Here is a 22,751-nt window from a genome sequence, read left to right as displayed (position 1 = left end):
GAGCCACCATGAATAAGAACCTGTACCGAATCGTATTTAACAAGGCGCGTGGCTTGTTGATGGTGGTCGCCGATATCGCCGCCTCCGGTCGGGCGGCTTCGTCGCCCTCGTCAGGTGTGGGTCATACTCAGAGCCGCCGTCTCAGTGCCTTATCAACATTGAGCTTCAGCCTGTTATTGGCACTGGGCTGCGTCTCATTATCCGTGCAGGCCAATATTGTCGCCGATGGCAGTGCGCCGGGTAATCAGCAACCGACCATTATCAGCAGTGCCAACGGTACGCCACAGGTGAATATCCAAACGCCGAGCAGTGGCGGGGTTTCCCGTAACGTTTACAGCCAGTTTGATGTCGATAATCGCGGGGTGATCCTCAATAACGGCCACGGTCCCAACCAAACCCAGATTGCTGGCGTGGTGGATGGCAACCCGTGGCTGGCGCGGGGCGAGGCCAGTATTATCCTCAACGAAGTGAACAGCCGCGACCCAAGCAAGCTCAATGGCTATATCGAGGTGGCGGGCCGTAAAGCGCAGGTGGTGATTGCCAACCCGGCCGGCATTACCTGTGAGGGCTGCGGCTTTATCAACGCCAACCGCGCGACATTAACCACCGGTCAGGCGCAACTCAATAACGGCCAACTCACTGGCTACGACGTTGAGCGCGGCGAGATTATCATTCAGGGCAATGGTCTGGACAGCAGTCGTCAGGATCATACTGACCTGATTGCCCGTTCCGTCAAAGTGAATGCGGGCCTCTGGGCCAATGACCTGAATGTCACCACCGGCCGCAATCAAGTGGATGCCGCGCACCAGGCCATTAATGCCAAAGCCGCCGATGGCAGCCCGCGCCCCACTGTGGCCGTGGATGTCGCCAATTTGGGTGGCATGTACGCCGGTAAAATTCGCCTGATCGGCACGGAAAGCGGCGTTGGTGTACGCAACGCCGGTGAGATAGGCGCATCAGCGGGTGATATCACCATCACGGCAGATGGCATGTTGGTCAACAGCGGCCAGATCAACAGTGCTCAACATCTGGCGGTGAATACCGCCGCCGGTATAGAGAACGCAGGTGTACTCTATGCACAGGGCAATACCCAGCTCACCACCGCGGGCAAGTTGAATAACACCGGCACTGTCGCAGCGGCGGGTGATACCTCACTGCGTGCTGCTGAAGTCAACAGCAGCCGCAACTCGGTCTTGGGTGCAGGCGTCAAGTCTAACAACAGCAGTATTACCGATGGCACACTGCGTGTTGAGGCCAGCGGAAAATTACTCGCGCAAGGAAAAAATATCAGCGGGACGGCGCAGCACTTCACTGCGCAGAGTCTCGATCTTAGCGGCAGCCAAACGCAAAGCCGTGATTTGACGCTGACCGCCCAAGGTGGGGATATCGATCTTGCTGGTGCAACTCTGTTCGCCAGTCAGAGCCTGTCAGCCTCGACCGCCGCTCTATTACGTAACGATAATGCCAGCCTGATTGCAGATAAAGTCACGCTGAACGCTCAATCACTCACCAATGTGGGCGGCGTGATAGCGCAAACGGGGACGACAGATTTTAACCTGAATCTGGCCGGTGATCTGGATAACCGAGGTGGTACTCTGCTCTCTAAAGGCAATGTGGCAGTTAATGCACAGCGCCTGGATAGCAACAGCAGCAGTCTATTGGCCGCTGGCGTACAAAGTGATGGCCGCCTGACGGAGGCCGGTGACTTGGTGGTGACCACCCGTCAGGCGTTGATAGCGCAAGGGCAAACCCTCGCCGCAGGTGCCATGACATTAAGCGGCAGCCGGGTTGATCTCACCGACAGCTACACCCAAGCCAGAGAAATGAATATCACCGCCAACAGCGGTGATATCAGCACGCAACGCGCCAACATCACATCCCTTGGCGCACTGACCCTCAATGCCAACGCGCATGCAGGCCAAACCCTCAATAACCAGAGTGGCACACTGGCGGCGAACACGGTGTCGTTGAATCTGGGTCAGTTGGACAATCACGCGGGCAAGATAACGGCCAGCGAGGATCTGAGCATTCAGTTACAGAGCGATTTCAGCCATCTGGCGGTCTCAACACTTCAGGCCGGGCGTGATTTCACCTTGACTACAGCGGGCGATTTGACCAATAACGGGCAATTGTTGGCGGGCGGCAAACTCAGTACCGATTCGAGCAACTTACTGAATAGCGGCACGATTATTGCGACGCAAGCCAGCCTCAAAGCTGCGGGTGCCGTGATTAATAGCCGCGAAATACTTACCACCGGCAGCCTTAATACTGACTCCAACACCCTGTTCAACACCGGCACCCTGATTGGTGCCGAAGCCACACTCAAGGCACGTGAGCGCATCACCAACTCAGGCCCGAACGCCCTGATCGGTGCCACGGATGAAAATGGCACCCTGGCCTTACTGGCTCCGGTGATTGAAAACAGCGATACCATCACTGACACCGACACGGCCCCAACGACCACCCTTTTAGGCATGGGCAACGTCATTCTGGCCGGTGTTTTAGACAATAATGGCCTCTACCAACAAGCCGCTCAGGTGCTCAATATCTCCGGTTTGATTGAATCCGGCAAAGATATGTTGATTTACGCCACGACACTGACCAATCGCCGTCATATTCTCACCGCCAATAGCAACTTTGTTGTGGCCGACACCGTGAATGGGTCAGCGGTCTGGACAGAAGAAAAACCTGATATTCCAGGCGGACGCTACAGTGAACCCCCTCATGGTGGAGCAGATAACAGCGATTATATTGGCACCGATTATACGTCGACTATTGCCTATAACCGCATTGATCAAATCAGCCCAGAGGCACAACTGCTGGCCGGCGGGAACCTGACGCCACAGGTCAGCACGCTGGAAAACTTCTGGAGTAAAGTGAGCGCACAGGGCGAGATTTCACTCTCTGGCGTCACTGTGCAACAAGATGGCTGGGGCAGCGCACAACGCCTGATCGAACGCACCACCTCCAGCGGTCAGTGGAATTACCGTAACTATAAAGGCGGCTTGTGGAGCAGAAGTTGGGGGCCAGAGGTCAGTGAGCGTACAACTCACCAATATGCGTCAAGCCTCACGGCACAAACCCTTAGCGGAAGTGGCACCACAATCAACAATGGGGCTAATCCCGGTACCATTGCGCCACCTAATGGTAACAACAATTCCGGGAAAGACCTTGCCATCGAGTTTAACGGCATTTCCCTGACACCGCCCAATGGCGGGCTGTATCAGTTCAGCACTGACTACACCGTCAACAGCCAGTACCTGATTGAAACGAATCCAGCCTTTGCCAATCTAAACAACTGGCTCGGGTCAGACTACGTGCTCCAGCAGTTAAATAGTGACCCTAACGTGATACACAAACGTCTGGGGGATAATGCTTATGAACAGCGTTTGGTGCGGGACCAGGTTCTGGCCTTGACCGGTCAGGCGGTGGCCAGTGATTACCGCAGCGCCCAGGCGCAATTCGAGCAACTGTTTGCGGCGGGCCTCGAGTACAGTAAAGCGTTCAATATTGCCCTTGGCACTCACCTCAGTGCGGAACAAATGGCGGCATTAACCAACAATATCGTGCTGATGGAAAGCCGCGAAGTGGCGGGGCAAACCGTGCTGGTGCCGGTGGTTTATCTGGCGGGCGTCAAGCCGGGTGAATTGCATGCCAACGGTGCATTGATTGCCGCGAATAATATCGCCTTAACCGATGTTCAAGGTTTCAATAACTCAGGGGCGATAAAAGCCAGCAATGACCTGCAAATCAGCATGGCGCAGGGCATTACGCTCAATAACCGTGGCGGCTTACTTGAGGCTGGCAATACTATGCTGCTCAGTACGTTGAACAGCGATATTGACCTGACCAGCGCGCGGTTAAATGCCACTAACCTGCAACTGGATAGCGGCCGCGATGTGATACTGCGTACCGGCAATGAGCAACTCAGCAGTGATAATGGGGCCGTCCAGCGGACCCAAACCGTGCTGGGGCCGCTGGCGAGTATCAATGTCAGCAATAACGCGGTTATCAATACTGAGCGTGACTTTATCATGCAAGGTGCTGGCCTCACTGTCGGTCAGGATTTGCAGGTCAATACTGGCGGCGACTGGCTGCTCAGTACGACCCAAGCCCGTGACCAGATAAGTTCGAGTTATAACGGTGGCAGTGCGACCAGCGAACATATTCGCCATCTGGGCAGCGAGGTGAATGTTGGCGGTGCGCTGACCGCTAACGTCAACAATCTGACCGCCATCGGCGCTAATATTCATGCCAATACCATTGATATACAGGCGCAGAATATTAACCTCAGTGCGGCCACCGACAGCCTTAATGTCACCGGCGAATCTTCCAGCAAGCGCCATACCAGTTCGGTCAATCTCTATGATGAAACGCTGCGCGGCAGCCAGTTAAACGCCACCGGCGATATCAATCTTAATGCGGTAAAAGACATCAACATCAGCGCCAGTGGCGTACAAACCGATGGCGCGCTAAAACTGGCGGCGGGCGGCGATATCACCCTCACCACCCAGACTGAGCAGCATGACGAACAGCGCAACCATACCGGCATCAGCAAAAATCTGGCGTCCAGCACCACCACCCGCACCGAAGACAGTATTAGCCAGACACTGGCGGTGGGTTCGATGCTGTCGGCGGGTTCGATGGATGTCAGTGGCAAAAATATTGCGGTCATCGGCAGTAACGTGGTGGCCGATAACGATATTAACCTGCGCGCAAAAGAGAATATTACCGTCGGCACCGCGCAACAGAGCGAAAGCGAGTCTCACCTGTATGAGCAGAAAAAATCTGGCCTGATGAGCACCGGCGGGATTGGGGTCACGGTCGGCAGCAACAGCACCAAAATGACCGATACCGGTCAATCGATTTCCAACGTGGGCAGCACCGTTGGCAGCGTGCTGGGCAATGTCAATATGACCGCCGGTGAAGACCTGACGGTGCAAGGCTCTGACGTGTTAGCCGGTAAAGACATCAGTCTGACCGGGAAAAATGTCGCGATTTTGGCGGCTGAGAACCAAAGCAGCCAGACCCACAGCGTCGAGCAAAAATCGAGTGGCCTGACACTGGCCCTGTCTGGCGCGGTTGGCAGCGCCCTCAATACCGCCGTCACCACCGCCAAAGAGGCCCGAGAAGAAAGCAATGGCCGACTGTCTGCGCTGCAAGGGGTGAAAGCGGCGCTCAGTGGTGCGCAGGCGGTGCAGGCAGGCCAACTGGTGCAGGCGCAAGGAGGCGATACCGCCAGCATGGTCGGCGTCAGCGCTTCATTGGGCGCACAAAAGTCGGCCTCGCAGCAACATCAGGCACAGACCAGCGTGACCGGTTCAACCCTGACGGCGGGCAACAACCTGACCATCAACGCGACCGGTGAGGGGAACTCAGCAAACAGCGGCGATATCGTGGTGCAAGGCAGCCAGCTCAAAGCCGGTGGCGATACGACCCTGGATGCGGCACGTGACATATTGCTGCTGGGTGCCGCTAACACAAAAAAAACTGACGGCAGCAACAGCAGCAGTGGCGGCAGTGTGGGTGTCAGTCTGGGGTTCGGTAGTGCTGGCGGTGGCCTGAGCATCTTTGCCAATGCCAACAAAGGTCAGGGCAATGAACACGGTAACGGCACGACCTGGACGGAAACCCAGGTCGACAGTGGCGGCACGCTGTCGCTCAGCAGCGGGCGTGATACTTCGCTGATAGGCGCGCAAGCCAGCGGTGAAACCGTCAAGGTCGATGTCGGCCGTGACTTGCTGCTGCAAAGCCAGCAGGACAGCGATAACTATGATGCGAAGCAAACCAGTACCAGTGGCGGTGTCAGCATGGCGGTGGTCGGCGGCGGTGGCTCTGCCAACCTGAGCATGAGTCAAGATAAGCTACACAGCAATTATGACTCGGTACAGGAGCAGACCGGTATTTTCGCAGGCAAAGGTGGCTTTGATATCACCGTCGGTGAACACACCCAACTGAATGGCGCAGTGATTGCCAGCACCGCAGACAAGAGCAAGAACAACCTGGATACCGGTACGTTGGGCTTCAGTAACATCGAAAATAAAGCCGATTTCAAAGCGGAACATCAGGGCGGCAGCCTGAGCACCGGTGGCCCGGTGGGGTCTGACCTGTTGAGTAATCTGGGTGGCGTGGTGCTGTCGGGGCTGGGCAATGACGGACATGCCGAGGGCACCACGCAGGCGGCGGTATCTGAGGGCACTATCACCATTCGGGACAGCGATAAACAGCAGCAGAACGTCGATGACCTGAGCCGGGATACTGACAACGCCAACGGCAGTATCGGGCCGATATTTGACAAAGAGAAAGAACAAAACCGCCTGCGTGAAGCCCAGTTGATTGGTGAGATTGGTGGTCAGGCGATGGATATTGCGAGGACGCAAGGGGATATCATTGGTTTGGAAGCCGCGCTGAAGGCCAATCCGACGTTGAAAGGTGATGCTAAAGCTCTGCGTGAGACAAAAGAATACAAAGCCGAAATGCAAAAATACGGCACCGGCAGTGCACTGCAACAAGGTCTTCAGGCCGCAACGGCGGCCATACAGGGCCTGGCCGGTGGCGATATGGCGAAAGCGTTGGCAGGCGCCTCAGCCCCGTATCTGGCGGAAGTGATTCACAATATGACTACCGATGCTAACGGCAAGATCAACACCGAAGCCAATCTGATGGCGCACGCGGTACTGGGTGCGGTCGTGGCGCAGATAAACGGCAACAGTGCGCTGGCGGGCGCGTCTGGAGCCGTAATGGGCGAGTATATTGCCCAGCAGATTTATCCGGGTATCAAACGTGATGATCTGACCGAAGATCAGCGACAAACCATCAGCGCGCTGGGTACACTGGCAGCAGGATTAGCCGGAGGATTAGCGGGCAACAGTACCGCAGATGCGGTTGCCGGAGCGCAGGCCGGGAAGAATGCGGTTGAGAATAACTATCTGAATGTAACACAAGCTCTTACGTTCGATAAAGAAATGCTGGCGTGTAAAGCCTCTGGCGGAGATTGCTCAATAATCATTGCAAAATATCAGAAGATTAGTGATGAACAAGGTGCCGGACTTGAATCGTCGAAATGTGTAACGGAGCCAGCAACGTGTCTGGGTTGGGATAAAGAGCTTGCCTACGGAGGCCTGCAAGCCACAGAACGTCCAGAATGGGTAGGCGATGTTTTTGGTTTTGATGTCATGAGGGATGAACAAGCAAAAGCCTATGTTCAGTACTGGAACTCGCAAGACCTAGCGAATATTAATGCAAACAGTCCTGGCTGGGCGGAATTCTCGGCATTTGTATCTGATCCAGAAAATCAGGTGCTGCTGGCCTCCGGTGGGCTGTTACTCAAGGATCTGACACAAGCGGCGCTCTCGTTTATGGGGCGTAATACAGCGACTGTGACAGTCTCGGCGGCCGAAACAGGGATACAATGGGGGCAAGGTAATATCAAACAGGGGATGCCATGGGAGGATTATGTAGGTACTGTGCTTCCTGCAAGTTCACGGTTGCCGCAGAACTTCAAAACGTTTGACTATTACGATGTATCAACAAAAACAGCGGTGAGTGCCAAATCAATGGATACGCAGACAATGGCGAAGCTGGCTAACCCGAATCAAGTATATAGCTCTATCAAAGGGAATATTGATGCAGCGGCGAAGTTTGATACATACACTCTTTCAAAGACAGAAATTAATTCCTCAATGATTACTAATAGAGAAATTCAGTTGGCAGTTCCTGCAAATACTACTTCAACGCAATGGACGGAAATCAACAGAGCCATTGAATACGGTAAAAGTCAGGGTGTAAAGGTTACTGTGACACAGGTGAAATAATGAAATTTAATAAAGCTCAGGATTATTGGGTAGGTTGCTACAGTACTAATGAATTTTTACTTATAGAAACTAAATCAGGGTTGGGCATGGTTTCATCTGATCCCCTTTTCCCATCCCACTTATTACCTCCTGATGCAGATGAGCAAAGTATCGGTGAAACAATCCTGCAAGCACTGTCAGACAGCCGAACTTTGACAGTTAAGGAATGCGGAACCTTTTTTGATCGTGAAAAAGGTAAAGAGCAATACGCTGCCTGGATAGCAATGCTGATGGAAAAATATGGCTACAAAACCAAACGAGCATTGTTCAAGGGTATGAAAAACTGTGGTATCCATTGTGTTAATGGATTCATCACTATTTCGCCAACTCGCCATGAAAAGCTGGAAGGCTGGGGAAGGACAAAAGGTGATGGTATTGAGGACGTTGTTCTTCCTGTGGACAGTTCTCCGTCTGAAATTGGTGCAGGTTTACGATTAGCGCTCAGTCGATGTAAAGGTTAGCTCCACAATAAGTGGGCTGATGCGGCACTGTTGCAAATAGCCCGTGGTAATAAACTGAGCTCTCTTTTGCAGAAGGGCATGATTCAGGACAAGCTGCAAAGAACAGCCTGGATAACTAACCATCTGAGTCTTTTGGCTGCCCAAGTGCTCCATAACAGGTCTGCCAAGGGTATCAGATATAATTGTTCAATCTTTTATCGAGAATAGTGCTTTTATGATGAAAAGAATATTTTTAGCCTCCACCTTAATAACCGTATTTTTATTAAGTGGGTGTGCCTCTGAGTCCTCGCGGTCGTTAGAAGTGGCGAAAGTCGCCTCTTACGGCACGCAATATAACGGCCCACGCGACCCTATTTCTGTGGGTAAATTTGACAACCGTTCAAGCTATATGAGCGGGATATTCTCCGATGGTGTTGATCGTTTGGGGAACCAGTCAAAAACCATTCTGGTGACGCACTTACAACAAACTGGCCGCTTTAACGTATTAGAGCGCACCAATATGGCCCAGTGGGAGCGAAGCTGCGATTTGACGACATTTGACTTCGACCCGCGAAGCCAAATCGCACGATGTGTATGTTTATTAACCAAGTGGAGTATCAGAACCCAAAAAATTCATGACATATGATGTTGTTAGTGATCTTTCGGTACCTCAATAACTCCATCAGCAACCCCCTGAGCCAGTCGTTCCATCCACTTTGCAAAGCGCAAATATCCAGGGTATTGCAAGCAGATATAGTCCATCTGGACTTTTGAAGCGCTGTCCATCACCCGTTTAAAGGCTTCCATATAGTCGTAACAGCCCTGCAATAGCTGAGCGTCACCATTCTCTGTCGGGGGAAATTGGCTGGCGTAGTCATGAACTATCTTCGCCAACTGGTGCTGCTCTGCGGTTAAGTCGATCATTCTTTTCCTCGTGAAAGTGCCAGATATTTCCTGCATGCAACCTAAGAATGCTTTGATGCCGGCAACCAGCGATACAGAGTTGGAATAGAAACGCCGAGATCTTTAGCTACGTCCCTGGGAGGGATACCGCTGGCTAATAATTTTTTAGCCGATTCAATTTTACTGCTGGTCATTTTGGGTTTTCGCCCGCCTTTACGGCCGAGTCGCTTTGCCGCATCAAGCCCGGCGCGGGTACGTTCGATGATCAACTCTCGTTCCATTTCAGCAAGGCTGGCCATCACGTGGAAGAAAAAACGCCCAGCAGGTGTTCCGGTATCAATAGCATCCGTGAGGCTTTTGAACTGAATGCCTTGTTTGTGCAGCTCACCAACCATATCAACAAGCTGTTTTACGCTGCGTCCCAGCCGATCGAGTTTCCAGACAACCAGCGTATCGCCTTCACGAAGCATTTCCAGCGTCCGAATTAATCCCGGACGCTCAGTTCGTACACCGCTGATTTTATCTTCATAAATTTTTTCGCACCCGGCCCTGGTCAGAGCTTCAGTTTGTAAATCAAGGTTCTGATCCTGTGTGGAAACTCGCGCGTAGCCAATCATCATACGACAGGCCATTCGAATGCGTGCATCCACGGCCAGATTTCCTGCCCTTGCCTGTTTTTAACCTTTTTAACGATCTCCGTTGAAAGACGATGATCAATTCCATTCAGTAACCGCTGCTGATGGTCAATAATGCGCCCACGGGCACCAAAATCCCGTTCACTGAAAAGGTCTTCAGTGCATTTCATCAGCGCGGCCCGTTCGGTCATAATGCTGGAGTGGTTAAATAACCAGCGTACAAATGCCAACGCTTCAGGGTGGCGAAACCACAGCTCACCATACATTTCGATATAGTCAGTCGCCATCTCTGGTTCTGCGAAATTACTCCCGTGCCATATTGCTAACGGCTGTGGGTGGAAATTACCGCAAAGCATTTCGGCGATGTAACTGTTCGCACTGAATCCGTGTCGAAGTGCTGTTGCTGCTTTAACCCAGTCTTTACTGAGAATATGAAGCAGGGCCAGCTCATAGTAGTAAGGAGGGTAATTATCTGCGTACTCATCAAAAATATTCGTCGCCCGCTCTTTGTTGCCAGCGCGCAATACTTCCGAGCCCAGCAGATAGCGACTTCCCTGATTGTCATTAGGGTTATAAGCCAGCATTTTATCAATAAGCGTGGCAGCATCTTTATGGCGTCGTAAGCGCACATACGCCAGCATGGCCCCCTGCAGGGCGCGAAGATACGGGCGATTATCCACGTATCCCCACTCAATAGCGCCTGAAAAACTTTCTGGGATAAGCCGGTTACCTGCCGCCAGCCCGGCCAGGGCAGCATCCAGGGCTTTTTTTGGCTTATCCTGCTCCAGGAAAGCAAATGACAGGTGTGCATGAAGATCAATAAGGTCAGACTCCTGCCTAATGAGACGGTTCAGTTCGGCAATATAGCGTTTATCATTCATCTCGCCAGACTGACGGGCATCAAGCAGATCATCGAACTCATCCAGCAAAGGAGCAAACCGTTCTTCCGGGTAAACGAAACAGCCGAAATCTTCCTGTACTTCAAACCGCAATTTATTTTCCATTTTTCCCCCACCTGCCTGCTGATTTTTTACCGAAACCCGTTGGGAGCATAGGGAATTAAGAATCGAGTTTCAAGAATGGATTTTGAGAATCGCTAAGCCCTGAAACTACGTCATGCAAAAAACGACATATTCGATTCTCACAAACCACCGTTTTCTTTACTCATCGATGCAACTCAAAGTTTCAGGCCCGTTAAACAATATCAGGCTGCCAGTGCAAGTCGCTGGTCCATATCCAGCTCTATTCGGCCATACGGATTAACATGTTGGTATATCAACGGCGTTAGTCCACGCCAGTCTTCTTCGGTCATTCGTTGGCGCCAAGCCGGCTCAGACAAAATATTCTGAATCAACAACGTATTGATATACACCAGACTGATTTGCAACAGATGCAATGACAGCATCGACAATTCCTGCTCTGCTGTCCGATTGCTGGTAAATTCACCATGCTCGCCATAAAAAATAAAATCATTGGCACTGTTCCAGTTTTCCACAACGTTCAGACCTGCATTAATTTCGCAGCGGAGAGACTCATCATGCAAATAACGGCAAAGGAAAATAGTTTTAATCGCCTTACCCAATTCAGCCAGTGCTTTATAGGTTGGATGTTGCGCATTGTTACGGGTGAAGCGCCGCAATATAGCCTCAGGTTCGGCTGTGCCGACCCTGAGTGCTGCCATATATTTGATTATCTCGTCGTACTGCTGCGAAATGAGTTCCCAGTCGATCCCCCGGGTTAAAATCGGCGTCAAATGAGGATACAAAACAGCATCTTCTTTTTCGCACAAATTCAGTTTTTGCCGGGCAATACCTTTCAGGCGTGGTAGCAGGTCAAATCCCAGCACATAGCTGAACGCAAAGGCCACCTCACTTTGCCCATGGCTGTCAACATACTGGTGGTTGATTTCCATGTCAGTACAGTGCCGCAAGACATCTTCCATCATAGCGGCCACTTCGGATGAGGAGCAGCGCCGCAGTTGTGAATAAATACATGTTGAGTGCGTATCCACATGCCAGTAAATCATCACGCCTCGCCCGCCGTAACGTGCATGCCATTCAGTCATCAGATTTTGGTCATAGGCGCCGAATTTCCGGGAATCCGAGGCACAGGATGTGGTGGCATTCCCCCAGATAGCGGGTTGGCGGATATGGAGAATTCCATTAACAATGTGTGAAATCGCACTACGTAGAGCGTCTTTTTTAATGAAACGCCGTTTGACGTAACGCAGTTCGTCATAATTGACACTGGGTTGCTGGCTGGCTACCCGCTTCAACCCGACATTGGTACCGAGGCCGAAAAGGCATAACAGCAGGCGACGTTGTAATATTTCCGGTTCAAGAACCTCCCGACTGGCGGAAGTTCGAAATACCGCTGAGAAGTTTTCACGTAAATCGACTTCTTTAATAATATCGATTAACTCCAGATCGTCCCACCGTTGGGCAATCTCGCGCTTCAATGCCGCTGTATTGGGAGGTTCAATCTGTCTGTCCAGTGGCGTCAGATGGATCCTGTTCTTGCCCTGCTCCCTGAGACGAAGTTTGGCATTTTTCGTCAGGCCATTATTGAGGGTGCTTAGCCACTGACGCATCGTATCCTTGATATGGTCGATAAACATCGTTGCATCAGCAGGCACTTGCAGCATGGAATAGTACTTTTCCCGATTGGTGGCAAAATCGACAGGAAGATCCTCTGCCGGATCACGGTAACGATCGGCACCATCAACCCAAATCTCTTTGTTGCGCAGACTTTTACGTAGAGCACGTAAAACACATATTTCATAGTTGATACGGTTTATTCGCTCTTCCCCGAGCTTGCTCCTCACAACGACAATATTCCGCCATTTTTTCTGGATAATGCCGTCAACGGGCACGTTACCAACATCATAGAAATGCTGATTGCTGTCTCGATGGGCCTGAATAACCTTAATGGCATCAATAACCGGCCGATGCCGCGTATTTCCTGACTTAAACTCCAGCCGATCCAAGACTGGCATCAGCATTCGTCGGTAGTGAGAGCCATAAGAAGAGCGCATAGATTCGTGCACTTCCTGCTCGGTATTAACCCCAAGGATTTTGAATTCATCAACCAGATTTTGCAGCATTTTCTGAGAAACAACAGGGTAAACGACGTCTTTTATGACACCTTCAGGCTGGTCAACCGTGACTTCTGCCATGCGAAACAACAGGCGGGCCTTGCCTCTTACTTTTTTAAACGCCGCGAATTGTTTTTTATCGACCTTTTTTTCTGCCCGCGTACCGAGATTATGGATCAGCAGCATTAGCATTTCGATTAATGCATCAGTCAGTTGTTGTCGGCGACGCCAGCAAAACATAGCGACCATCGTGTAACGTACTATTGAGGGGTGACGGCGTATTTCCCGAACAGATTCAGTCGCGCAACGTTGTTGAAATATTTCAATAAATTTAGCAGGGATCCCCTCAAATGTATCCGGATTTAACGCGACCTTATCAAGAAGCTTTAGCTGATAAATGACGGCAAGCACATTTTCCAGACTGGGTTTACCGGGATCCATTTTGAGTTTACTGAGATTGCTGCCTGACGTTTTTTTGGTCTCATCCGTATCATCAGTAGAGAGCAAGTGGTTAATAGCAACTTTACTGTCAATATTCAGCCGGTTGTAAATATCAGTTTGTAGTAGTGCCTCATAATGACGAACGGCAGAGCGTATAGTCTTATCGAGTTCATCGCTGGCTGGCGGTTCTATGCGCTGTGTACGATACCAGTCGAAAGCAACGTCGCGACCGTGGCGGGCCAGGGGATCTAACGGTAACGCCTCTTGGCATAACCAATGGAAAAGTTGTTTCAGATCTGCACCGGTAGATGGTCGATATCCTAAAAAATCCCGAATTGTCCGTCGATGCCTTTGTCCCTGGCGGGAACAGGGATCGTATGAAGCAATAGCGTCGATGGGAACAGATAATTGTTTGGCTAATGCCTGAGCAATATCGGTATTGATTTGTATGTTATCTTCAGGAAATCGGCCATATAACTCTATGAACTTCAGTTGCATAGCAAAACCCATACGACCTTTATCAGTCATTCCTGGCAACAGAGCTAATTGTTCAGCATTTAATAACCAAAGATCTCTCTGTTCGGTCTCATCTTGCCAATTTTCCATAAAATCACTCCATTGCAGGTCTCATCATGGGGTACCTTCGTTGGCGATTTTATAATCACATCTGAGAAATTTCAGTGATGGAGGCTAAATGTCGTCAAATCGCAGCTTCGCTCCCACTGGGCCAAATATTTCGGATTAAAAATGAAAGCAATATTAAAAAGTATTGATTGTGTTCACCATGATTTTCACTCTTATACGCCCGAGAATGATGAAACAGCAATAACATTAACATTAACTATCGGTTCTGCTGATTCAGTAGGAGGAGATAACTTTGATGTGTTTATTTGCACTCCAGAGTGGCTCTGCAAATACCATTGGGTGCCTGAGTTGATGCGTCATACCCTATTAGTTCGTAAGTATGATCTTGATGAGATTACCAAAACTATCACTGATTATATCGACCAGTGCGAAGGTAAGGACTGGATGGAAATTGCCCAAAAACTCTCCCGCGTCTTTGCTTGGGAGTATGAAGATTATCAGCCTCCCCCCATGTCAGGGTAGTTGTCGCCTCTAACTGAAAACATCCAAGGGGCTGGAGACAACAAGAATGAAAACGTATTCACCTGAGCTTAAAGCCGCTGTGATTGCCAGAATGATGCCACCACACAATCAGCCGGTTGTTCAGATTGCACGCTCTGAGGGGATCCCTGTCAATACGCTTTACACCTGGCGCTCCAAGGCAGGTATTTCGACCGCGAGCACCCACGTTGAGGTAAAAACCCCGCAGCAATGGTCCCGTGAGGCTCGTTTTGCCATCCTGGTTGAAACGGCACCTCTTTCCGCCCATGCTGTTGCTGAGTACTGTCGCCGTAAAGGGCTCTACCCTGAGCAAATTCAGCAGTGGAAGAATGAGATAATGCAGCCAGATCCGCGTGAAGAGAAAGCACTCGTCAAGAAACAGCAAAACGAAATTCATCAGCTTAAGCGTGAAATTGCCCGCAAGGATAAGGCGTTGGCTGAGGCTGCGGCATTGCTGATATTGCAAAAAAAGTTCAAGGCGTTGTTCGTCGAGGAAAACGGGGACGAATGACGCCGACTCCGGACAGGCTGCGATTGATGACAATCGTAAAGGAAGCCGTTGCTGCAGGCGCGAGGCTGAGCGAGGCTTGCCAGTCTATTGGGCTTAGTGAGCGAACATTACAGCGTTGGGGAAAAGGGACGCATGACCGCAGACCCACGGCGTCACGGCCCATCCCGAAGAACAAACTCACTGCCGAAGAGGAACAACAGGTTTTAGCCCTCTGTCATGAACTGCGGTTCGCCAGCCTGCCACCGACGCAAATCGTTCCTTTGTTGGCGGATGAAAAGCGCTATATCGCCAGTGAGTCAACGTTTTATCGGATACTAAGACGTGCTGGCGAAACAACGCACCGTGGTCGGCAGAGGGTAGCGCAAAGCAAGCCGCTATCGACCTGGAGGGCGACGGCACCGAATCAGGTGTGGTCATGGGATATTACCTGGCTGAGGTCGCTGACGGCAGGACACTGGTTCTATCTGTACCTGATAGAAGACGTGTTCAGCCGCAAAATCGTCGGTCACGAGGTTCACTTGGTTGAAAGTGGTGAGCATGCGGCAGAGCTGATGAATCGGACAGTGCTGAGCGAACGCTGTTGGCAGGAGCCGCTGGTACTGCATGCGGATAACGGAGCCCCGATGAAGTCACAGGTGCTGCAGGTAAAGCTTGCGGAACTTAAGATAACCCCGTCGCACAGCCGGCCACGGGTGAGCAACGATAACGCGTATGTTGAATCGCTGTTCAGGACGTTGAAATACGTGCCGAGCTGGCCGGAGAAGGGCTTCGCGACGCTGGAGGATGCGCAGGCGTGGGTAGAAACCTTCGTTGGCTGGTATAACGAAGAACATCGGCACAGTGGTATCCGTTACGTCACACCAGGGCAACGACACAGAGGTGAAGATCGGGCACTACTGGCGCAGCGTAAATCGGTCTATGAAGCGGCGAAAATGCAGAATCCACATCGGTGGTCAGGTTCAACGAGAAACTGGCACCGGCAGGATGAGGTCTGGTTAAATCCGGAACGTGAAACGTTGGCCGCATGAATTAACTGAGGCGACAACTACCTTGACACGCGCCGCTGACGGCAGATAACGGACCCGAGTTTGCGAAACATAAGGACATCACTCAGGTAACGGGCGCAAAGGTTTACTTTGCCCGGCCTTATCATTCCTGGGAGCGGGGGTTGAATGAGCATACCAACGGTCTGATACGGCGGTTTTATCCGAAAGGAACCGATTTTAATGGCGTCAGCGATGAAGATATTGCGAGACTGGAGCACATCCTCAACACTCGGGGGCGCAAATCTCTGGAATACAGCTCACCGAATGAGGTATTTTTAGAGTATCTACTCGCTGCATAACGCATGATGGTTTGTTGCGTTTCGTTCGGGAATGGGGCCCCGAGTTTGCGAAACATAAGGACATCACTCAGGTAACGGGCGCAAAGGTTTACTTTGCCCGGCCTTATCATTCCTGGGAGCGGGGGTTGAATGAGCATACCAACGGTCTGATACGGCGGTTTTATCCGAAAGGAACCGATTTTAATGGCGTCAGCGATGAAGATATTGCGAGACTGGAGCACATCCTCAACACTCGGGGGCGCAAATCTCTGGAATACAGCTCACCGAATGAGGTATTTTTAGAGTATCTACTCGCTGCATAACGCATGATGGTTTGTTGCGTTTCGTTCGGGAATGGGGCCCCGAGTTTGCGAAACATAAGGACATCACTCAGGTAACGGGCGCAAAGGTTTACTTTGCCCGGCCTTATCATTCCTGGGAGCGGGGGTTGAATGAGCATACCAACGGTCTGATACGGCGGTTTTATCCGAAAGGAACCGATTTTAATGGCGTCAGCGATGAAGATATTGCGAGACTGGAGCACATCCTCAACACTCGGGGGCGCAAATCTCTGGAATACAGCTCACCGAATGAGGTATTTTTAGAGTATCTACTCGCTGCATAACGCATGATGGTTTGTTGCGTTTCGTTCGGGAATGGGGCCATTGCTGTCTTTATTAAACTTACCGGTTAGCACCAAGTCGGCATTAATATCAAAGTTCCAATTATCTTTTGGCAACACAGTTAGCGCAGACTCCATCAATATGCCCCCTTGATTGGTATTGATATCCATTTTTTTTGCATCAACCTGTAGCCCTTGAGTATAAATCGCCTGATTATCATCACTGTGCGCCTGCAATGAAACCACCCCGGCACTGTATATATTCATTCCTTTACGGACCACTTTGGATTCATTGACTTTATCTGCATTGCCATCACCGCCAATGAAACCCATTTTGCTGCTATCAGTCTCAGAAGCGGCGACCTTACCTCCGACTCTGATATTCCCACCGGCTTTAAGACCATTATTAGCGCTGTCTGACAGCGAGGCTCCTAATATTAATTTTTGACCTGCCATCATCTGAACATTGCCAACCTTGGCTTTTTCATTACCTATTTTAGTCCCAATGAGAGTAATGTTACTCGCATCTAAAGTGACATCATGCCGTGCCTTTATTTGACCCACTTTAGCATTTGACTCATGTCCATGACTCTTTTGGTAACCTCCTCCCAATTCAAGGCGCAACTCTTTAGACCCCACACCACCGCCTACGGCTAATTTACCTTTCCCATGAGTGCCTGTGGCGTTATTACTGCGGTTATCAATGACCTGATCAAAATGTATATCCCCACCAGATTTAATATGAATCCCCCCTTGCTCAGAAGAGATTTCCGTCGCTTGATAATAGGCATTGCCAATTGTGTTAATCAGCACATTACTACCCGCCTTAATAGATGAGGGTAACAACACGCTGCTCGCGCTATCTTTTTCAGACGTCTCGCCTGCGGCTGATAATGCTACTTTTATGTCTTTACCTGTCATGGTTGAGACCCGAATCGTGCCTTCCCCCTTCTCATTTTCAATATTATTTTGACTGGAGTTTATTGCTGCATGACTGAAATGATGGCCTGCATCCAAACTAAACAGTCCGCCTTGCTTATTAATACCCTTGGCGTGATACTGTGTACCATCATCAATGATATTTTCTCTGGCAAGCAAAGTAATATCTGCGGCGGCTATTTCTGTTACTGAAGCCAATGAGCTGAGACCTGATTTAGTCGTCTTACCACCACTGGCATAGATATCCACACCAACGTTAGGATCTGAAATTCCTTTGATACTCCCTGTGCCGCCTAAATGATGAAGTACATTCGCAGGGTCCTTTATGACTTTTTCTATTTGCCGGGTATATTTACTGTAATTAATGTTAAAACCTAGCCCTGCTTTAATTTCTTTTTCAGTGCTGTTACTGATAGTTTTATCATTGCTGGCCATATGATAGATATTTTTCGCACTTTCATAATATTTCCCACTAACCTGATGCTGAGCGCCCTGATGAGTGATATCCTCTCCAGCAGTAATCGTCATATTTCCATTGATATCAGTCTTTGCGCCAATACTGGTATTAGTTAGCTCATGGCTCTTATTATTACTATATTTACCTTCAACACCACTACCAAATTTATCTATTCCGCCATCATAATGTGCACCACCGGAGTAAATGGTACGCTCTTTATCCGTCATATTGGAATCAATTGCAGCCAGGAATTGGACCCCTTCTTTAGCCGATAACGCCAAGTCCCCCTGATTTGTTTTTATCGCAGTACCGTAAAACCTAATGTCTTTATCCGCATTAATATTGATTGTCTTTCCCATTAATGTGGCAAAATGACTCTTTGTTTTACTGTTTTTTTCTTTGTTATTAACATGTTTAATTTCAAACCCTGCCCGGTATTGCTTATCTTTCTGTTTCTTAGCAAACCATTCCCAACTAAGACGACTGTCTTGTTCATCACTTTGTTGTTGTTGGCGAGCTGCCGTGACAACGAAGTTACCCTTGGCATCGATGTCTAATTTACCGCGAGTATTAACCAATGCACCATCAATAAAGACATTATTTGAATCTAAAGCAACGCCGTTCCCTGATGTTATCTCAGTATCAATAAAACGCTCATTGCTGTTCTTCTTGTTGTTAGAATCTATGATAATATTAAATGCAACACCTGTTTCTTTGCTAGAGCGTTCGCTTGTTTTATTAAGTACCCCTGCCAAAATCAGATCGCCTGACGCTTTAATCGATGTATCATTTAACGCATTAACTTTACTAGCAATAATAGAAATATTTTCATTGGCGTTGATATAAACCTTGCTGCTAGATAACTCTGACAGTTCATTGATATAAGTATATTTTTTATCTGAATCTCTTTCACTGCCTCCTAACGCGTCCCATTGAGTAAAGCCCGTATAACTCACTTTGGAATTTTCAATTTTTTGTGGATTTACGCTAATATTATTACCACTATTTAATTTAAGATAGCCATCTACATTAACTTTCACGCCAGCAATATTGATGTTCCGCCCAGCCTTCAACTCAGCATTTCCATTAGCATATATATTTGTTTTACCTAACGTCTCAAATGTAATTAATTCTCTTGTATTGCCATTTTTTAGATCCCCCCCCAGATCGTTCATTACAACTAATTTATCAGTCGTTTCCTTGCCAATATGCCCGCTGAGAAGCAAATCACGACTTGCATCCAATTTTGTGTCACCGCCACTTTTTAGATTCGTGCCTTTTATAACCAAATCTCCATCAGTAGCCTCAATATTTAAACTATCGATACCGAGTATTAAACTCTCGTCGAATTTCTTCACACTTTGAGTATATTCGGTAATTTTATCACCAATGCCATCACCCTGTTTATCTGAATCTATAATGGTTTTCTTTTCACGCGCCAAACCCTCAATGATTACGGTAGAGCCTTTGACTAATACATCATGTGCCCTAAATGTAACACCGGTTAATTGGTTATTTTCGCTTGCGGTAATGTTAATATTACTGCTGTCCACAAAAATAAGTTCGTCTGTTTTATTCGATCCTTTTGTGGATACAGGGTCTTTAGCCATGATTATATTCTTGGCTTGTAGATCAATAGATTCTCCCTTTACAACATCGCTTTGTAGCCAGATGGTGCCCGCTGCATTGATATTTAGTTCCTCTTGGGCAGTGATATCCCCCACCAATGTCAAACCACTCTCTTTACGGGTATCGATGAGTTGAATACGATTTGCCGCAATGCTGCCAAGGAAATATCCGTCAATCATAGTCTCGTGGGCTTCTGTAGTATCAGACTGGAGTACTTCATTTTGGCTAGAAACCCTGTTTTGCCCAACAATAACATTAACATCCTTAGCCGCCCGAATAGCACTGTCAGCATCGATAGTCGGGGTAATTAACGTCAATACATTAGCCAGATCGGTGGCAGCGGTGTTCTTTATTGTCATTCTTTGTGTGTTGTTTGCAGTATCAAATTGCTGTAATGCCCCGTTATTTACCACCGACTGACCCACCACCAGGGTTACCTGATTGAAATTAGGATCAAAGCTACACCCATCACAGCTAATACCATTCGGATTTGCCAGAACGTAGTCAGCGGCCATACCAACAACTTGCTGCCGCCCCAATAACAGCGAGGCATTACGACCAACCACTTCATTTAGAATCAAACTGGCTGCGTTGCCTTGCAGATTGGGGTTGGCACCGAGTTGCCCCGCATTTGAATTAACACTTTCCAAGGAGTTATTAAATACCGCTCCTTCACGGCCTACATTGAACGCCTCATACTGATTGTGAGACATTCCCGATGCCGAAGGTGGGGCGATATTAATCACTGGCACCCCATTGGTAGCAACATGGATATCAGGGCCATGCGCCCCTGCTGTCGCTGCCAGACTCGACTCCGCTGCGTGAATAACAGATATTGGCGTTAGCATCATCGCCAATAGAACGGTTAATTTTCCTGCTGGTGAAAGTTTAAATTCTTTTTTTCTCATGAGTTATTACCCTTATTAATTTTTTAATCAATATTGTATTAATATTAAAATGCGTAGCTTAGCCGACCTAATATCTGGACAGGTTCTTTACGGCCGGAACTATCTGATAACAGCCAACCACGACTTACCTCGACATCAAGATTTACCTTCTTGTAGTAAAGCGTGACTCCGGCACTCAAACCGGCGTTGCTTTGCCAGCCTTGTTTATTATCACGTTGCAATACCCGCCCAACATCTATACCCACGCGAGGTATAAAGGTTAAATTGGCCCTCGATACATGTCGTGAAAGTGTATTTTTTGTATACCAACCTAATTGCCCTTTACTCGCTCCCCGGCTAAATCCGCGAATAGCATTACGTTCTGTTATGTTGAATTCCTCCGAGCCAGGCAATTGACCATGACTATATTGTCCAGATAAAATACTGTTTAGTTGATACCGTGAATTAAGGACCAGAAAGCCGTAATTTAAATTAAAATTGACACCTCATTTTGTGAATCTATTATCTATTTTAAACACCTTTTTATGACCACGAACTTTATCATTAGTGAACCATGGCACACCTCTTTCCATATAAGAATTAATATTAATTGCACTTGTGGGCATAATGAATAATTGATTTAAACCAAGTTGCAGCGTAGTCAATTGGTAACTACTTACCTCGATTTTCTTATCATTAAAACGGGTATTTATTTTCTTGTTTTTTAACTGCACACTGAGTGTGTTTATCTTGTTTTTACTGCGATCAAATGTATATTCAGAGCGAAAATTAATGTCTCTTACATCCCCATGAAGTTTAACCCTATTGTAAGTCAGTGTTTCATAGCGCCTATACTGCATTTGGTTGATAAAAGCACTAAATGTAAAAGCACCATAAGGGATTAAATAAAATAGTGTAGTTTCATTTTTATAACGTACTCTTTGGCTGTCTAATGTTCTATTCAGGCTAATGCTGATCATATCTGACAGTCCGAGTGGGCTATCCAGGGTAAAAGATATTTTTTTCTTCCACTCGTCAATATTTTTATAACCATAATTATCGACTGAACCTGATAAGTGCCATGACGTAGACGGTTTGTTTTTTATCAGAATAATTGAGCCATTTTCGTTACTGCCCGGTAATATATCCAGAGTGACTTGGTTAGATTGCAATTTATTGGCCTGATCGATGGCTTGATCAAGCTGTGCTACCTGGAGTGGTTTACCCACCACGCTAGGAAATAGCATTTTGTGATCTGTTCGTTTATCCCCACCGGCAATTCTTTCAACAATACCTTCAGTCACACGCAGCCCAAGCTGTCCCTGCGCATTTATAGGTATAAATTTGACGCGAGCAGCAATATAGCCTTTTTTTATATACTCTTTGGTAATGTCTTTAGCCAGAGTGTTAATATCATTATTTGTAATACAGTCATTTTCGATATTAATGAGTCGTTCTATATCCTTTAATGAAATAAGTGTATTCCCTTGAACAAAAATTCCTGACATTGCCAGGCACTGTTTTCTTTTATCATTTTCGATCAAGTCAGTCTTATCTGCCTGGGCAATATTACAAATGAAAAAAGCGATTAAAATAGATAGCCGTATAATAAGCATTTATCAAATACCTTGAGTGTACATTTTAAATATTTCATAAACATAAAGACGAATTGAATCACATACTGTGAAAGGTCAATATGAACGAATTTATTTAAATTGATGTGCATATCAACACCCATTCAAAATACATAATACCCAAGCCCAATAAAGTACATGATAAGCTAATGAGATGCTTTTTAATGATTAGCAATATAATTAGTCGATTTAGATGCATTTATTTAATAGAAATAAAATTTTTATTATGTAAACCAATAAAACAGCGTCGTTAAAAG

The 22,751-nt window shown here is 48.2% G+C and carries 12 protein-coding genes and 2 pseudogenes; 8 read left to right on the top strand and 6 right to left on the bottom strand.

The annotated features are described in order from the left end of the window. The first annotated feature begins 8 nt into the window (after positions 1-8). The 3 genes and pseudogenes from ACWJJO_RS10130 to ACWJJO_RS10120 all read left to right on the top strand — a co-directional run. The gene (locus ACWJJO_RS10130; RefSeq protein ID WP_481090991.1) at positions 9-7,814 is read left to right on the top strand and encodes a hemagglutinin repeat-containing protein; all 7,806 of its coding nucleotides are present in this window, start codon (positions 9-11) and stop codon (positions 7,812-7,814) included. Continuing rightward, positions 7,814-8,314 carry a contact-dependent growth inhibition system immunity protein gene (locus ACWJJO_RS10125; protein WP_481090990.1) on the top strand — a complete coding sequence of 167 codons (501 nt, stop codon included), beginning with the start codon at positions 7,814-7,816 and terminating at the stop codon, positions 8,312-8,314. Before ACWJJO_RS10130 ends, ACWJJO_RS10125 begins: the two co-directional genes overlap by 1 nt. A gap of 214 nt (positions 8,315-8,528) precedes the next feature. Beyond that, positions 8,529-8,822, top strand: a pseudogene (locus tag ACWJJO_RS10120) (CsgG/HfaB family protein); the annotation flags it as partial. A gap of 122 nt (positions 8,823-8,944) precedes the next feature. On the opposite strand, the gene ACWJJO_RS10115 reads toward ACWJJO_RS10120, so the two are convergent. The 4 genes from ACWJJO_RS10115 to ACWJJO_RS10100 all read right to left on the bottom strand — a co-directional run bounded on the left by ACWJJO_RS10115 (position 8,945) and on the right by ACWJJO_RS10100 (position 13,972). Then, positions 8,945-9,217: an arylsulfatase regulator gene (locus ACWJJO_RS10115; RefSeq protein ID WP_481090989.1), complete on the bottom strand. Its 273-nt coding sequence runs from the start codon at positions 9,215-9,217 to the stop codon at positions 8,945-8,947. Positions 9,218-9,258: 41 nt separating this feature from the next. Then, positions 9,259-9,816 carry a recombinase family protein gene (locus tag ACWJJO_RS10110; RefSeq protein ID WP_481091578.1) on the bottom strand — a complete coding sequence of 186 codons (558 nt, stop codon included), beginning with the start codon at positions 9,814-9,816 and terminating at the stop codon, positions 9,259-9,261. Next, positions 9,813-10,835 carry a tetratricopeptide repeat protein gene (locus ACWJJO_RS10105; RefSeq protein ID WP_481090988.1) on the bottom strand — a complete coding sequence of 341 codons (1,023 nt, stop codon included), beginning with the start codon at positions 10,833-10,835 and terminating at the stop codon, positions 9,813-9,815. Before ACWJJO_RS10105 ends, ACWJJO_RS10110 begins: the two co-directional genes overlap by 4 nt. Positions 10,836-11,035: 200 nt before the next feature. Continuing rightward, the gene (locus ACWJJO_RS10100; RefSeq protein WP_481090987.1) at positions 11,036-13,972 is read right to left on the bottom strand and encodes a Tn3 family transposase; all 2,937 of its coding nucleotides are present in this window, start codon (positions 13,970-13,972) and stop codon (positions 11,036-11,038) included. A gap of 141 nt (positions 13,973-14,113) precedes the next feature. Between ACWJJO_RS10100 and ACWJJO_RS10095 the strand changes: the two genes are divergently transcribed. The 5 genes from ACWJJO_RS10095 to ACWJJO_RS10075 all read left to right on the top strand — a co-directional run bounded on the left by ACWJJO_RS10095 (position 14,114) and on the right by ACWJJO_RS10075 (position 16,951). Then, positions 14,114-14,473: an immunity 8 family protein gene (locus ACWJJO_RS10095; RefSeq protein ID WP_481090986.1), complete on the top strand. Its 360-nt coding sequence runs from the start codon at positions 14,114-14,116 to the stop codon at positions 14,471-14,473. A gap of 46 nt (positions 14,474-14,519) precedes the next feature. Continuing rightward, positions 14,520-16,030 (top strand): IS3 family transposase gene (locus tag ACWJJO_RS10090; RefSeq protein ID WP_481090522.1). Its coding sequence is split into 2 segments (ribosomal slippage): positions 14,520-14,955 and positions 14,955-16,030, totalling 1,512 coding nucleotides; the frame shifts between segments, so codons are not numbered across the junction. A 35-nt stretch (positions 16,031-16,065) separates the two neighbouring features. Continuing rightward, positions 16,066-16,347, top strand: coding sequence for an IS30 family transposase (locus tag ACWJJO_RS10085; RefSeq protein WP_481091577.1), 282 nt, complete (start codon positions 16,066-16,068; stop codon positions 16,345-16,347). Between the two features lie 11 nt (positions 16,348-16,358). Further along, entirely contained in the window at positions 16,359-16,649 is a 291-nt protein-coding gene (locus ACWJJO_RS10080; RefSeq protein ID WP_481090985.1) for an IS30 family transposase, read from the top strand. An 11-nt stretch (positions 16,650-16,660) separates the two neighbouring features. Further along, a complete protein-coding gene (locus ACWJJO_RS10075) occupies positions 16,661-16,951 on the top strand; it encodes an IS30 family transposase (RefSeq protein ID WP_481090985.1) in 291 nt (96 codons plus the stop codon). On the opposite strand, the gene ACWJJO_RS10070 is transcribed toward ACWJJO_RS10075, so the two are convergent. Continuing rightward, complete coding sequence (locus tag ACWJJO_RS10070; protein WP_481090984.1) at positions 16,937-20,881, bottom strand: two-partner secretion domain-containing protein; 3,945 nt, start codon at positions 20,879-20,881, stop codon at positions 16,937-16,939. The two genes, ACWJJO_RS10075 and ACWJJO_RS10070, sit on opposite strands and share 15 nt — an antisense overlap. Before the next feature lie 44 nt (positions 20,882-20,925). Then, positions 20,926-22,368 (bottom strand): annotated as a pseudogene (locus tag ACWJJO_RS10065) (ShlB/FhaC/HecB family hemolysin secretion/activation protein). Positions 22,369-22,751 lie beyond the last annotated feature (383 nt).

This window comes from Yersinia antarctica (assembly GCF_056636475.1).
The sequence above is the reverse complement of the archived record's forward strand: the minus strand, read 5'-3'. Positions and strand labels throughout refer to the sequence as shown.